Origin of the sequence: Vibrio sp. Y42_MX_L11 (assembly GCF_024181785.1) — a bacterium.
In the GTDB taxonomy this organism is placed as follows: Bacteria; Pseudomonadota; Gammaproteobacteria; order Enterobacterales; family Vibrionaceae; genus Vibrio; species Vibrio diabolicus.
Genome location: NZ_JAMZAP010000027.1, coordinates 20,040 through 34,540, shown reverse-complemented (window position 1 = coordinate 34,540; position 14,501 = coordinate 20,040). Strand labels below are relative to the sequence as shown.

At 43.0% G+C, this 14,501-nt stretch carries 13 protein-coding genes; 6 read left to right on the top strand and 7 right to left on the bottom strand.

The annotated features are described in order from the left end of the window. The first annotated feature begins 124 nt into the window (after window positions 1–124). The 5 genes from NL643_RS20770 to NL643_RS20750 all read left to right on the top strand — a co-directional run bounded on the left by NL643_RS20770 (window position 125) and on the right by NL643_RS20750 (window position 4,908). Entirely contained in the window at window positions 125–640 is a 516-nt protein-coding gene (locus NL643_RS20770; RefSeq protein WP_074189661.1) for an NUDIX hydrolase, read from the top strand. A gap of 22 nt (window positions 641–662) precedes the next feature. Then, on the top strand, window positions 663–1,667 hold the full coding sequence (ltaE, locus tag NL643_RS20765; RefSeq protein WP_253645093.1) for a low-specificity L-threonine aldolase: 1,005 nt from the start codon (window positions 663–665) through the stop codon (window positions 1,665–1,667). Window positions 1,668–1,746: 79 nt separating this feature from the next. After that, window positions 1,747–2,067, top strand: a complete 321-nt coding sequence (locus NL643_RS20760) for a cytochrome c (protein WP_005396401.1) — start codon at window positions 1,747–1,749, stop codon at window positions 2,065–2,067. Window positions 2,068–2,270: 203 nt separating this feature from the next. Continuing rightward, a complete protein-coding gene (gene yfcC / locus NL643_RS20755; protein WP_253645092.1) occupies window positions 2,271–3,803 on the top strand; it encodes a putative basic amino acid antiporter YfcC in 1,533 nt (510 codons plus the stop codon). 109 nt (window positions 3,804–3,912) lie between these two features. Next, a complete protein-coding gene (locus NL643_RS20750) occupies window positions 3,913–4,908 on the top strand; it encodes a succinylglutamate desuccinylase/aspartoacylase family protein (RefSeq protein WP_243327810.1) in 996 nt (331 codons plus the stop codon). Window positions 4,909–5,107: 199 nt separating this feature from the next. Here NL643_RS20750 and NL643_RS20745 read toward each other — a convergent pair whose 3' ends face one another. Further along, on the bottom strand, window positions 5,108–5,641 hold the full coding sequence (locus NL643_RS20745; RefSeq protein WP_085343749.1) for a lipocalin family protein: 534 nt from the start codon (window positions 5,639–5,641) through the stop codon (window positions 5,108–5,110). A gap of 314 nt (window positions 5,642–5,955) precedes the next feature. On the opposite strand from NL643_RS20745, the gene NL643_RS20740 reads away from it, so the two are divergent. Continuing rightward, window positions 5,956–6,336, top strand: coding sequence for a cystatin domain-containing protein (locus NL643_RS20740; RefSeq protein WP_253645091.1), 381 nt, complete (start codon window positions 5,956–5,958; stop codon window positions 6,334–6,336). 56 nt (window positions 6,337–6,392) lie between these two features. Here the strand turns inward: NL643_RS20740 and NL643_RS20735 are convergent, their stop codons facing one another. From NL643_RS20735 to NL643_RS20710, 6 genes are all read right to left on the bottom strand, one after another. Beyond that, window positions 6,393–9,449 carry an AAA family ATPase gene (locus NL643_RS20735; RefSeq protein WP_253645090.1) on the bottom strand — a complete coding sequence of 1,019 codons (3,057 nt, stop codon included), beginning with the start codon at window positions 9,447–9,449 and terminating at the stop codon, window positions 6,393–6,395. Between the two features lie 9 nt (window positions 9,450–9,458). Continuing rightward, window positions 9,459–10,592: an exonuclease SbcCD subunit D gene (locus tag NL643_RS20730; RefSeq protein ID WP_237311093.1), complete on the bottom strand. Its 1,134-nt coding sequence runs from the start codon at window positions 10,590–10,592 to the stop codon at window positions 9,459–9,461. 324 nt (window positions 10,593–10,916) lie between these two features. Then, a complete protein-coding gene (locus NL643_RS20725; protein WP_167427554.1) occupies window positions 10,917–11,756 on the bottom strand; it encodes an NAD/NADP transhydrogenase subunit beta in 840 nt (279 codons plus the stop codon). Next, window positions 11,757–12,047 (bottom strand): PAAR domain-containing protein, encoded by a 291-nt coding sequence (locus tag NL643_RS20720; RefSeq protein ID WP_005375969.1) that lies wholly within the window; start codon window positions 12,045–12,047, stop codon window positions 11,757–11,759. It abuts the gene before it with no gap. A gap of 11 nt (window positions 12,048–12,058) precedes the next feature. Further along, window positions 12,059–13,894: a type VI secretion system tip protein TssI/VgrG gene (tssI, locus tag NL643_RS20715; RefSeq protein ID WP_253645089.1), complete on the bottom strand. Its 1,836-nt coding sequence runs from the start codon at window positions 13,892–13,894 to the stop codon at window positions 12,059–12,061. A 48-nt stretch (window positions 13,895–13,942) separates the two neighbouring features. Continuing rightward, entirely contained in the window at window positions 13,943–14,422 is a 480-nt protein-coding gene (locus NL643_RS20710; protein ID WP_005375967.1) for a type VI secretion system tube protein Hcp, read from the bottom strand. Between the last annotated feature and the right edge of the window lie 79 nt (window positions 14,423–14,501).

Here is a 14,501-nt window from a genome sequence, read left to right as displayed (position 1 = left end):
GATACAGCTCACTGAAAGTGCAAACGCTTTCGTCGTGTTGCAACATTTTTTGCTTTTGTTTCCCACCATTTGTGGTTAATGTCGAAAAACGTCAAAATGCGGTAACAGCTAGGGTTATAACTGCATGAGCAAAATAGTTCATAAATGGAAGCAAATTTCTCTGATTGAAGAAGAGGTTATGCTTCCTACAGGACAGGCAATTACGCACACCACAATCCATCATCCGGGCGCTGCGGTGATTCTCCCTATTACAACGGAAGGTGAGGTGGTTCTTGTCCATCAATTTCGCCCTTCACTTAATAAATGGCTTTTGGAGCTTCCTGCTGGTACAAGAGAAGGCAATGAAGACCCTCTCTGCTGCGCGAAAAGAGAGCTAGAGGAAGAAACGGGCTATAGTGCAGAAAAATTTACCTCTCTCGGCCAAGTCACTCCCCTTGCCGGATTTTGTGATGAGATACAGTACCTATTTGTCGCTGAGAAGCTCAGCCAAACCAACCGTTACGAATGTGATGAAGATGAAGTGATTGAGGTTATTACCCTGTCACTCCAACAACTCGAAGACAAGATTATTGATGGCACAATTACCGATGCCAAAACGATCGCTTGTTTAAGCAAAGCGCGCCTTTGCGGATATATTTAGGACTTTGACCAAGGAGACATTCATGGATTTTCGATCAGATACCGTTACACAGCCTACCCAAGCCATGCGAGAGGCCATGTTTAAGGCCCCCGTTGGGGATGATGTTTATGGTGATGACCCTACGGTCAATGAGCTTGAGGAGTTTGCCGCAAAGCTTGCAGGATTCGAAGCGGCTTTGTTTACCACTTCAGGCACGCAAGCCAATCTGCTCGGCCTAATGGCGCATTGTGAACGCGGAGATGAATATCTGTGTGGGCAGCAAGCACATAACTACAAGTACGAAGCTGGCGGCGCAGCAGTACTTGGGTCAATTCAACCTCAACCAGTCGAAAATAACCCAGATGGCACACTCCCATTTGATAAACTGGCAGCGGCGATTAAGCCAGATGATTGTCACTTTGCTCGTACCAAGCTGCTCAGCTTAGAAAACACGATTAATGGCAAAGTGCTGCCTCTGTCTTACTTAGCAGAAGCTCGTGACTTCGTGAATAAACATAACTTGCAGATGCATCTCGACGGCGCAAGAGTATTCAATGCAGCGGTTGCTTTAGATGTTCCGGTAAAAGAAATCGGTCAGTATTTTGATTCAATGACGATTTGTCTGTCGAAAGGTTTGGCTGCCCCTGTTGGTTCGTTACTGCTTGGTAGCAAAGAGTACATCGCAAAAGCACGTCGCTTAAGAAAGATGGTCGGCGGTGGTATGCGTCAAGCGGGTATTCTTGCCGCAGCTGGCAAACTTGCCCTTACCGAACAAGTGGAACAGCTAAAACAAGATCATGTCAACGCAAAAAATTTAGCAGAAGGTTTAGCAGAACTGCCTGGCTTTTCAGTCAACCCTGATTTTGTTCAAACGAATATCGTATTCGCGAAGCTTGATCCTCAAGTGGACATAGTAAATATCGCTGCGAAACTAAAGGAACAAAATATCACGATAACACCTGGAAACCCCATTCGTTTCGTGACTCATAAAGACATTTCAGCGCAAGATATCGACAATTTCTTATCAAGCATTAAATCTCTGCTTTAGTTTGATTTTGATCATTGAGCTTCCCCTAAGGGGAAGCTTTATTGTATCGATATGACTTTTTAGCGTATAGACAATCTTCATGTTCAGATTTGTACTTCTAACCTCTCTTATTTTCTCTTCCGCTAGCCATGCCGCGCCTTTTGGTGATGCTGATAAAGGTAAAATCAAATCCCCTAGCTGCGTCTATTGTCATGGTGCAACAGGCGTCGCAGGTAATGATGCCTATCCAAATCTTGCAGGTCAAAATGCCCAGTATCTATACGATGCGATGAAGTCTTACCAAGCAGGCGAACGTAAAGGGCCGCTTGCCGAAATGATGGGCGCACAATTAAGAATGTTAAATGATGAGGATCTTCGTGATGTCGCTGCATTTTATGCAGAACAGACGCAAGACAAATGATTTATTTATCTCGGCTCACAACAAGAGCTTGTGAGCCCTCGACCCGAGCCAAAACATTTAACCAAACTTTGCTTGTAAAATAATCACAATGACTTCACTTCAAATATTTGATGAATTTATAGTTCAATATTTCCATTAATATTGACTTTTTATTCTGGTTTATTGATATTTCATGCTTCATTGAATTTAACGTGAAGTAAGTTATGTCTCACACACATGCGCAACCAACGGACTCGGTTGCTACACCCAAATCATGGCAGATGCCAGATACCCTCATTTTGATCTTCATTGTTGGTATTCTCGCTGCGATTCTTACCTACTTAATTCCTGCTGGCCATTTTGACAGTCAGCAAGTGACTTATATGGTCGATGGTGCAGAAAAAACTCGCACGGTTATCGATCCATCTTCTTTCTCTTATGCAACCGACGAAAACGGTGAATTGGTTTACAACAAGGTTGGCCTGTTTGCTTCTGGTGGTGGCATTGGTCTCATGAACTTCCCTTTCGAAGGGCTAGTTTCAGGCTCTAAATGGGGCAGCGCGATCGGCGTGATTATGTTCATGTTGGTTATCGGTGGTGCTTTCGGCGTTGTAATGCGAACAGGCACCATCGACAACGGTATCTTGCGCCTTATCGATAAGACCAAAGGTAACGAAGCGCTATTCATTCCAGTGCTATTTTTGCTGTTCTCTCTGGGCGGTGCGGTATTTGGTATGGGTGAAGAAGCCGTAGCATTTGCGATTATTATCGCTCCGCTTATGGTTCGCCTTGGTTATGATGGTATCACTACGGTAATGGTGACCTATGTTGCGACTCAAATTGGCTTCGCTACTTCTTGGATGAACCCTTTCTCCGTCGCTATTGCACAAGGCATTGCGGGTGTACCTGTTTTATCCGGCATGACTGTGCGCATGGGGTTATGGGTTAGCTTTACGTTAATCGGTATCGCTTTCACAATGCTCTACGCCGCTCGAGTGAAGTCAAACCCAGAACTTTCTTACAGTCACCGCACAGACAAATACTTCCGTCAGCAAGAGCTTGGCAATCAAGATTCTCGTTGGAACCTAGGTGACACACTCGTTATCCTTACGGTCATCGCGACCACAGTATGGGTTGTTTGGGGCGTAGTGGCTAACGCATGGTACATCCCAGAAATCGCTTCTCAATTTTTCACTATGGGCTTTGTTGTCGCGATCATCGGTACGATTTTTCGCTTAAACGGTATGACGCTCAACTGCGCAGCCGATGCGTTTAAAGAGGGGGCGGCTATTATGCTTGCTCCTGCTCTATTGGTTGGTTGTGCGAAAGGTGTGTTACTTATCCTAGGTGGCGGTACGACCGATGAAGCGAGTGTACTGAATTCTATTCTGAACAGTGCTGGCGGCGTGATCAGTGGGCTTCCTGACGTAGCTGCGGCATGGTTAATGTATGTATTTCAATCTATCTTCAACTTCTTCGTTACTTCCGGATCTGGACAAGCGGCACTGACGATGCCTTTATTAGCGCCATTGGCGGATATTGCAGGTGTCACGCGCCAAGTTGCCGTTTTGTCATTCCAACTTGGAGATGGCTTTACCAACGTTATCGTCCCTACTTCAGCATCCTTGATGGCAACGCTTGGTGTTTGCCGCATCGACTGGGGTGATTGGGCAAAATTCTGCTGGCGATTTATCCTATTACTCTTTACCCTGTCGAGTGTCGTCGTTATCGCAGCTCATATGATGGGGTTTGCGTAAAACGAAATCAATTGGCACTAAGGCGAGACACGTTCTCGCCTTATTAATACTCTTCGTATGGCGACGTTAAGGTTTTAGATTGGCTTATGGTTTTGGAGTGGTAACTTTAATGGCAACACAACTTCTCGATGACATGATTCAAGGTCATCAAGTGATTCAATCTCTCAATGTAGCAGACCTAGGTCCGGGTGAGCATAAGTTTTGGTTCCGCATCGCGACCAACGCGCTCTCTCAGTGGCAACATCTTCCTGTTTTGGTATTCAAAGGTGAAAAACCTGGCAAGAAAATCATGATCACCGCAGGGGTTCATGGTGATGAATATAATGGTGTGTTAGCAGCGCAGAAGACCGCTAGAGAACTCATTGGCACTGAAGTCGCTGGTACTGTCACTATTGTTCCAACCATTAACATGCCAGGTATGCTAAACCACAGCCGCGATTTCTATTCCGCAGACCCGGATGCGTCTCCTGCAAACTTAAACCGCTTTTTCCCTGGTGACCAAAACGGCAATGAGGCACAACGCTACTTATATGCATTGTGGAATGATCTGCTCAAGCCAAATGCTGATTTAGCCATTGACCTTCACACTCAAACCAGTGGTGCGGCCTATCCACTATACGTGTTTGCAGACTTCCGAATTGAGCAATCATTAGAAATGGCTCGTCTCATTAATCCTGATGCGATTTTAAATGATCCCGGAGATGCTGGCGTCCTTGAAACCGTTTGGAATAACCATGGTGTCCCAAGCATTACGGTTGAAGTGGGTATGGGGCGCTACACAGAGCAAAAACTCATTAGTCGAACCGTATCAGGCATTTTAAATGTGTTGAAGCAGCATAATGTCGTAGAAGGTGAGATAGAGCCTATCACTTCATGCTTGGAAGGAAACGAGATCGTCAGTATGAAAGCGACACATGGCGGCTTTGTACTACCTCATGTCGGTTTGATGGATTTTGTCGAGCAAGGCCAACTGGTTGCGATTCAATACGACAGCTTTGGCACTGAAGTTGAGCGCTACACCGCCCCTACAAGTGGTACAGTGCTCAGCCACAATGTGGAATCTATTCGGGCGCCTGGCTCTCTGATCGTTCGTTTGATTAAGTAAACCATAACCGTTTGTCGATAAATCAACCTTTCGACGCTCACTCAAATTTATATAAGCCCCATCACGAGTAATCACAAATGATGGGGCTATATTTTTGGTTACATGAGGTTACAAGGTAACAAAAATATTCCAAGCAAAACTCAAAACCGCTTAGACAGAAACTTCGCTTCTGTTGATTTTAGAAGTCACATTGATGAACTTAAAACTGGCGTCCACTCTCTTGATCAACGAGAATTAGCTCATCTAACGCGAAACCTTTCTCTTTAGCAACCTGCTTAAAACGCTCCAGGATTTTCTCATCAACGTTGGGTGTTCTAGACAATAGCCACAAGTAGTCGTGGTTGTAACCGGAGACAAACGCATAGTCGTAGTTTTCACCTAGCTCAAACACAATGTAAGAAGAATAGATTGGCCCAAAAAAGGAGACTTTTAAGTGCCCAACCGTTTCGTCTTCAACAAAATAAGCTTTACCTTCAACTTCGGACCACTGTTGATCTTCTTCTGAATATCCGCGGTTTGTCACCTTAACCCCACCATCCTCGCGAAGCCGATACTCGGCCGTAACGTTGGATAGACCACGCTCAAACGAATGATCGAGCCGTGCGATTTCGTACCACTTGCCTAGATAAGGCTCTAAATCAAAATTGTTAACTGGCTCCACCCCATCAGGTTTAGAGGTACAGCCAAATAAAGTTACAAGTGATAAAAGTAATAATGTTTTTAGCGATTTCATACAACACCTAAATTTGATTTAGTGATTGATTTTACTGTAGAAGGTAGCAAATCGATCACTAAGTCGCACCACTGTCCCAAAGGTACGTAGCTAGACATCACAGTTCTTCATTGTCAATAGTATGCTGAACACCAAAACCTCGTTATGTCAGCAATTCCCTAACAATATTGTTCTATGTTTTACTTACAAGTTGGGCATACTTGTATATTTTGTCAGCATTTAACCGTATGCATATAGAAACTTTGCACAATATAGACATACGCTGTCATATCCCCCTCCTATAATACGTCGCGATATAGACAGAGGTTATTGTTATGAAATTAAAAACAGTGTCAGTTTGTGCACTTTTGGTATTGCTTGCAGGTTGCCCGCAGGAAAACCCAAGCCAAGCGACACAATTAACAACCTCGGCAGATGTATGTAATACACAAGGAAACATGCCAGGTGGGTGGAATGAGTTTAATGCTACCCCTGATGCACAAAAGGCAATGGCTTTTGTTTTGAAAAGAATGGACACAATAGCGTCGTTCAAACAAATACTGAACGTTCACGCGCAAATCGTTAGCGGCGTCAACTATGCCATTGAGTTTGAATTGGATGATGGCTCTATTTGGAATACAGTTGTTTATCGCAACCTAGATGGTGAGTATGCGATTACCCAGTCGCCAAAAGAAGGCCACTTTTGCGAACAGTAGCGATTAAGTAAGAAAGCCCCTAGATAGGGGCTTTGGGGTTTGTGATAGCAACGGAATTAGACAGCGAAGCTACATTGAGATTTGACCGATACTATCGAACCGACTCTTGATGGTTCAACATCAATCCTCTGCGCCATTTGTTCTTTTAACTCAGAAACGTGAGAAATAACACCGATCATGCGTCCAGTCTGTTGTAAATCCACTAGCGTTTGAATCGCGAGATCCAAAGATTCTGGGTCTAAACTACCGAACCCCTCATCAATGAATAAAGTGTCTAAACGGATACCACCACTATAGGATTGCACAACATCCGACAAGCCAAGCGCCAAAGCAAGCGCTGCCATAAACGATTCACCACCGGAAAGTGTCGCAACATCACGTGTTTTTCCTGTGTAACCATCTTCAACCATTAAATCTAAGCCGCGACCCGCAGCGCCTTTGAAGCCCTCTGTTTTTCGAGCAAGAATATAGCGCCCTTTACTCATGAGGCTTAAACGTTGAGAGGCCTGAATCAACACATCATCCAACAGTACACCAAGAACAAAGCGATGCAGGCTAACCCTGCTGCCTGTTTTACCGCTGGCAACGTCGTATAACGTACCAAACACTTTGTACTCTTCTTCTAACTTACTATTTTTCTCATGCAGCGTATCAATATCTTTACGAACTTTTTCAATTCGCTCAAAGGTTGAGCGCGTGGTATCGAGCTGATTCCTTACTTCAATATACTGCGCCTGCAGAGTGGTTAAGCTGTCGTTAAGCGAATCCAAGTCCGGTCTTTCAAGCGCTTTCAATGCATGGTTTAAATCATGTAGTGTTTGTTCAAGCTTGGTTTGTGTCTGTTTGAAGTTGTCTATTTCTTTCTGCCACGCTTGAAGCTCATCATCTGTCACTCTGCTATTTAGATAACTGCTTTCATCCTCAAATTTACTCGCCTGTAATGCCTCATTCCACGCTAATTCTGCTTGGCTAAGCTTTTGTTCTGACTCAGATAGCCACTGCTTGTTCGTCACTAACTGACTTTCAGCATTCGATTGCGCTAATACCGCTTGCTGCAAAGCGTTTTGCGCCTTTTCTAAACCTGTATTCAAGGTCAGAATTTGCTCTTTTGTGAGCAAAATGTCACGCTCAAGCGCATCAACGGAACTGTATTTCGGATCAATGGAAGCTTGTAATTGAGTCAATTGTTCTTGGTTTGCTTGAACGGTTGATTCATTTGCCGCCATTTGATTCTGCAACTCATGAATTTTATTTTCACCCACTAAGCAGCGTTGATTAAGCTGTTCAACGTTCTTTTCTAGCTTTTCAATATCAATAGATTGTAGACGTAGAAGTTGATCATTAAGCGCCTGCAACTCAGTTTGAACCGTCGAGATCTCAGATGCTGCATGCTCACCAAGCTCTTCTTTCAACTGGTCGATTTGATTCTGATGCTGAATAATGACAACGTTATGTTGTTCTTGCTGATTACTTAGCTGGTTCAGTGAGGTTTGAGCTTCTCTTTCTTTCACTCTGGCAGCCTGAACTTGCTCTTTTGTAACGACTTCTTCAACAAACGTCGCAGGGTTAGGATGCGCTTGGCTGCCACATACCGGACATGCTTCACCTGCCTTTAGTCGCTGCGCTAATACTGCCGCTTGAGCGTTGTGCCACTTAAGCTCTATCGTATCAGCGGCTTGTTGACACTGCATATAGCGCTGACTGGCCTCCTGTAATGACTGCTGCTTGCTTACGGTTAACGCCGTGAGTTTAGAGAGCTCCAAAGTAAGACCATGCAGCTTTTGTAGATCCTGTAGTAGTCGTTGTTTTTGTTTTATTTCCGCATCGATGCTGCCAACAAGCGCAACATCTACTCGGGCTTGCTCTAGATCTTTCTGGCCCTGTTGCGCCTGAAACGCCAACTTGTCTTTCAGCTCTATGTACTGTTTTAACGTTGCTTCAAATTGTTGCTTTTGTTGATGACCTGCCGTTATTTTTCTTTCCAAGTTGGCTTTTTCAAGCAACTTGTCTTTCATGCTTTCAAGTTGATACTGCAGTTGCGTTAACTGTGGGACTTTTGCCGCGGCTTCTTTTGCACTTTGCTGCAAGTTTTCTTTTTCTTTCGTAACAGCATTGGCTTTATCAAGGCTCTCTTTCAAAGCTACGATTTTTTGTCTGAGCTCTTGAGTTTGAGTTTTTGCATTTTGTAATGAGACGTAGGGTAATTCTATCTTATTGGCATTTTTAGCATTTTCTAATTGCTGTTGACGAACTTTTATCGAGTCTGAGTGTTCTAGATGCAGCTTGAGTGCGTTTTCTGCTTGCTCTCGTTTCGAAAACTCTCCATTAATAGTTTCCGCTTTTTGCAATTCAGATTTAGCAACATTTAGCTTATCTAACGAAGCTTGTTCTTTCTTTCTATCGACCTCTAGCTGCTCAGTTGCTTGTTCGAGCTGGTGTAATAATTCCTGCTCTGAACTCACTCCTGCAACTTGTAAAGCGCCTCGAATTTGATTATCAAATTCATCTTTCGCTTTACTGATTGCGCTCGCTTTATCTTTGAGCGCGTACTCAATTTTTTTATATATGTCCGTTTGAAAGAGCTGACCAAAAATTTCTTCGCGCTCTTTAGAGCTAGCAAGCAACAGCTCCCGGAATTTTCCTTGAGGCAATACCATTACTTGGCGAAATTGCGTTTCATTCAAACCAATAATATTGCTCACTTCTGTTTTAACTTGAGTCGTCTTGCTAGTGATGAGCTTTTCGGTCTCGCCGAGTTCATAAAGAGCCGCAGTGTGCTTTTTTACCGTCATCCCTTCACCACGCGCTTTGGGCGCTTCCTGCTCTGGAGATCGCACAACTCGGTATTGTTTGCCATGTAACGAAAATTCTAGAACGACTTCGGTTGGTAAGTCTTGCGCCGATAAGTCACATCGCATCTGGATGCCTTGCCGCTCATTACCGGTAGTTTCACCGTAAAGGGCAAAGCAAATGGCATCTAAGATCGACGTTTTACCTGAGCCTGTAGGACCATTAATCAAAAACAGAGGGTTACGGCCAAGCTTTTCAAAGTCAATGACTTCGGTTTTTGCAAACGGACCAAAGGCTTGCATGGTAAGTTTAATTGGTTTCATCTTTGGTCCCTATTGCTGTGATAATTGCTTAATAATGTCAGTAACGGCTTGTTCTTGCTCTTGGGATAATTGACTATCTTGTGCCTCAATAAAAAAGTCTCGGAACATATCAATTTCGCTTCGGGCCAACTTTGCTTGCGCCATTTCCTGCTCTACCCCAATTAACATACCCGGTTTCTCAAGATGTAAAACGTTTGGATACACCGAACGAAGCTTTTCCATTGGATTTAAAATCGCATGTTTATCCATCAAACGAACGAACAAATAATCTTCATTTTTAGGGTCAGTCTTGCCCTGCTCTATGACTTTATCTAGCTCTCCCTCAACAATGCGCATTTCATGAGGGGCAATTAGCTCAATATGTTTAGCAGAGACAAATCCTTTCTTGTCTAGTTCGACTAACGTGAAGCCTTTCTTCTGGTTCTGTTCACCAAAACTATACTTCATAAGTGAACCAGAATAACGGATATGCTCTGCGCCTTTCTTCTGAGGCTGATGTAAATGACCAAGTGCGACGTAGTCGAAATCTAAGAAATGCTCATGACTTACGCGATCAGAGCCACCAATAGATAGTGGTCGTTCAGAGTCAGACTCAATAGCACCATCAACAAAACAGTGGCTAACGAGAACACGCCTTTGCTCTGAAATGAAATGCTCTCTTATTTGCTCTACAAGCAGTTGATGTGCCTCATCATGAGTTGATACCGAGGTTTTGTAGGCAAATCTGACCTGTTCAGGGTCGTTATAAGGCATGCCATAAAACGCTACCTCACCCGCAGAGTCCGTTTTTATGATGATGGGAGTTAGCATATCTTCAAAGTTACTAACAATATGAAGGCCTGCATTTTTCATTTGCTCTGAGCCAAAACCTAATCGTTCTGCACCATCATGGTTGCCAGATATCAATATCATCGGTGTTTTCAGTTCAGTACAAATACGCTTCACGACTCGATTTAGCAGTTCTATTGCAACCGTTGGTGGCACCGAACGGTCATAAATATCTCCCGCCACTACAACGGCATCGACGGGGTTGTGTTCAATATAGTTAATCAGTTGTTCGAGTACTGCTTGTTGATCTTCGAGTAGTGATACATTGTGGAATTGTCGACCAAGATGCCAATCTGAGGTGTGGATAAACTTCATTCGAATTCACTTTCCGCCAAATCTTTAAGCAAGGTTTGCTCCTGCAAGAATCCGAATTTCAGCCGTGTAAACATCAGAGTATTACGTGACTGGCTGAATCTGGCACAAACCAAAGCTCAATTTATTTAATTTGGGTTAGGATATCTTGAGTCGAACAGCTTTTCATGTAGTTTATGTTCTATGGTTCACTATTTCACCGGAAAGCGAGAAGAACGTTGTATAAACACCTTTTAAGCAACATTAAGTGATGGTCTCGAGTAAACATAACCGTCACATTTAAACCATTAAAAGCCAACGTTTAGAAGGGACAAACTAGATCCAGAACTACTCGTTATGCCAATTGTATAGAACTCCCACCGTATAACCATCTGGCTCGATATCAGCTTGTAAAACGTGGAAGTCTGAGTTGAGGCTACTTCTTTGATGCTCCTCAATCATTAACACTTTTAAAACACCTCCGCATGCGCCCAGCCCTCCTAGTTTAACATCAATAAATTGATACTGAGTTTGATCGGTCACCCAGGGAGACAAGAGTTGCATAGCATTTAACCATCGAGGCTCATCTCCATCAATGGATAAATGCAACTCACTAAGTGAGTGATCACACCCTACTCCAAGTTGTTTGAACACTTTATCGACAGCAATGCTTTGTTGTTTGGTATCTAAATCAATTCGAACATCATCAGTAACAAGGCCGGACTGTTGAAAAAAGCACTTCGTCAAAATGATCGAGTTTTGAGATTTGGCATGCTCTTCTGCATCGCGAGCAATTTCTATAGCCAGTATCCAAGTTGCTTGTGTTTCGTTAACTTCACGGTTTATCCGATTTAGCGCCATCAAGAACGCCGCTTGACCATAAGGATAAAAATAAATTTCTCTATTGGCAGAGTTACCAAGGATAAGAGAAAACTCGTTTATCAATGCCTTAAGCAAGCTTTTATCTACCGAAGACGGTAAAAGAACACAGATATTCCCTTTGATATCACTTTGCTCCAGTATCTCGCGCTTAGAGCGCACAAGATTTAATATCTGCTCATACAGTGATTGATCAGGATAGGATCTTGGTGTTTCTGCGGGCAATCTAAAACATTCGTTAGCTATATCACGAACAGTGTATGGCCTGCCATTAATGGCAAGAAGATGAGTTTGAAATGCGAGTGGCATCTAGCCTCCGATTAAAACCGTAGGCATGCCAGACAGAATTTTACCACCATGAGACGTTGAATCCCCGACCCTTGCCGCTGGCTTACCGTTGATTGTAACGCTAGAAGAGCCTGCTGAGATGCTATCCGGAGGACCTATACAGATAAGCTTATCTCCCTGCCTAGCCGCTGGAATGCCGCCAATTGTCACGTTTGGCGAGCCAACTACGACCGGGCCACCTACATGAGGAATTTTTCCTGTTTTTTTAGGACAAAGATGAAAGCTGCCCAATATTGCGGCTGGTTTACCCACTTTAAATCACCTTAGTTCAATGAAATTTGCCCAGCTTTAAGAGCGATAGCAGAGCCGTTAATAGATATTTTATTGCCTTTGATGTTGATTTCTCCGGAACTAGACATCTGAATCGAAGCGCCACCGACTTTGATCTCGATACTCTTTCCTGCATTAAAAGACAACACTTCACCCGTTTCATTAGAAAAGTTTTTACCTACTTTCAAGGTCGCATTCTTGCCAACCTCTTGATTGACATCATTCGTCACTTTTTCGGTTTTACTGTTTTCAACGGCAATATCAACACAGTCTTCAACTAGCATTTGGAAAAGTTTTTCGGCATGAAGATAGATGTGTTCTTCACCGGGTTTGTCATCAAAGCGCAACTCATTAAAATTAGATGTGCCTTTTTGTACAGAACGCGATTTATAACCACTTTGAGAGCTTTGCTCTGGTAACGTGTAGGGAGGGAGTTGACTACCATTGTACAGTGACCCCGTAACAATTGGCTGGTCAGGATCGCCATTGACAAACTCGACGATGACCTCTTGTCCTACTCTAGGATGAAACACCGAGCCCCATCCGTTACCCGCGATATTTTGCGCAACACGAATCCAACATGAACTGTTTACATCGTATTTGCCAGCACGATCCCAGTGAAACTGAACTTTAATACGACCGTGTTTGTCTATGTAAATTTCGCCATCTTTGTTTCCCGTTACCACTGCGGTTTGCAAACCTTTCATCTGAGGTTTCGGATAGTTCACAGAAGGGCGAAGGATTGTTTTTGAGTCAACACAACTAAATGATACTTTAACACCTTGCGCAGCAGTGCCACCTTGACCAGTCTGATTATAAACAGCCGCAGATAAAAAAACGGCGGACAGCACGTATTCTTTGCCGACTCGAGACTTATCTTCATGCTTTTTAAACTTAAAGCACTTTCCCACACTGAACGTTCGACACGTTGCCTCGCCACGACACAGATATGCGTTTTGCTGTAGTGCTTCTATAGCGTGCGTGTTTCTAAGTGCGTATTGATCATCACTTTCCGTTTCACCCATGTATTCAAAATACTCGCTTTCAGGCACGGTAAAAAAATCACTTTCACCCTTGGCAGTATTTTTAGGATTAGACGAAGGCTTAAGCATGTTATAGCCAGACTTTTGGCTTGCTTTAGTCGTCAAAACTTGGGTTTCATGCCAAGAAGAAATATGGCTAGACTTAGCCGTACCTGTATCAAAATCGACTAAAAACTCTGTACCCGGCTTATAGAAACTGATGTCATCAAAAATCTTAAGCGTGTGGACAGACTTAGTGTGTGTGAAACAGAACGATAGCCCTTCTTCTGACAATAAGCGTCGGACAAATTCAAGGTCTGACTCTTCATATTGCACTTTGTATGTGTATTTAGGGTACGACTTAGTTAACTCAAAACTAAAGGCGACACTATGCTCCGAGAGTACTTCGGAGATAATTTCTTTTATATCTTTATGCTGAAATATTCTGCAATTTTTTCTATAATCGGCGAAACGTAATTTAGGCTCTATTAATAACTCTATATTTTTATAATTCTCACCATTATGAGTATTAGAAACTCGTTGCCCTTCTAATCTTGCAGCAGATACATAACCATGTATATAACGAGGTCTTGAAGAAACATCCTCACTATTTTCAAGGGTAATTGTTACTTCTTTACCAATTATTTCGTTTAACTCACTTCGTTGATCATTAAAGTAAGCTTTAGCACGCAATGAAAAAAGTTCTGAGATCTCTTCTCTATACTCAAATGAGTTTAGTATGATGGCATCTTTTCCGAATGGAGAGGAAATTCGGATGAAATTGTTATCTTGAGTTGCTCTTTTCATTAAATACTTCTTTCAAAAAATGCGGGGGAATATTCCCCCGCATAAAAATTACATTTGTTGACCTTTAACACCGCTGTAGCCGTATACCAATGGCGCAGAAGTGTTGTTTTTATCGTCAGTAGGAGTCACTGTCATCATCATTTCAGTGTAAGAAATAGTGATGGTTTCAACTGGACGATCATCCTGGATAGAAACTGAGTAGTTAGAAATCATCGCATCAGTCAGTTCGATCTTCATGATTTCTTCAACTTTCTCACCTTGCTTAGTAATATGGAAAACCGCAGGTTTACCTTTACCAATTGTCGCTTCTTTAAATAAGTCAGGAGAAGAACGGTCTTGAAGTTTAGTGATAGTCAAATCATATAGACGAGTAGCGCTCGCTTCACGGTCCATCGCTGTACCAGTGTATGATGAGATCTCACGACCTACACTCCAATCTACAGATAGTAGTGTAATCAAATCCTTATATTGCTCGGCAGTTGCCTCACCCTTAATATCTGCGTATTTAAGATACGTATTAGACTGCATGCTAATCTCCTATAGCATTATTAATTGACATATATCGTAGTAATTTAATTATCTGACGTTTGATGATAATTAGTGATTA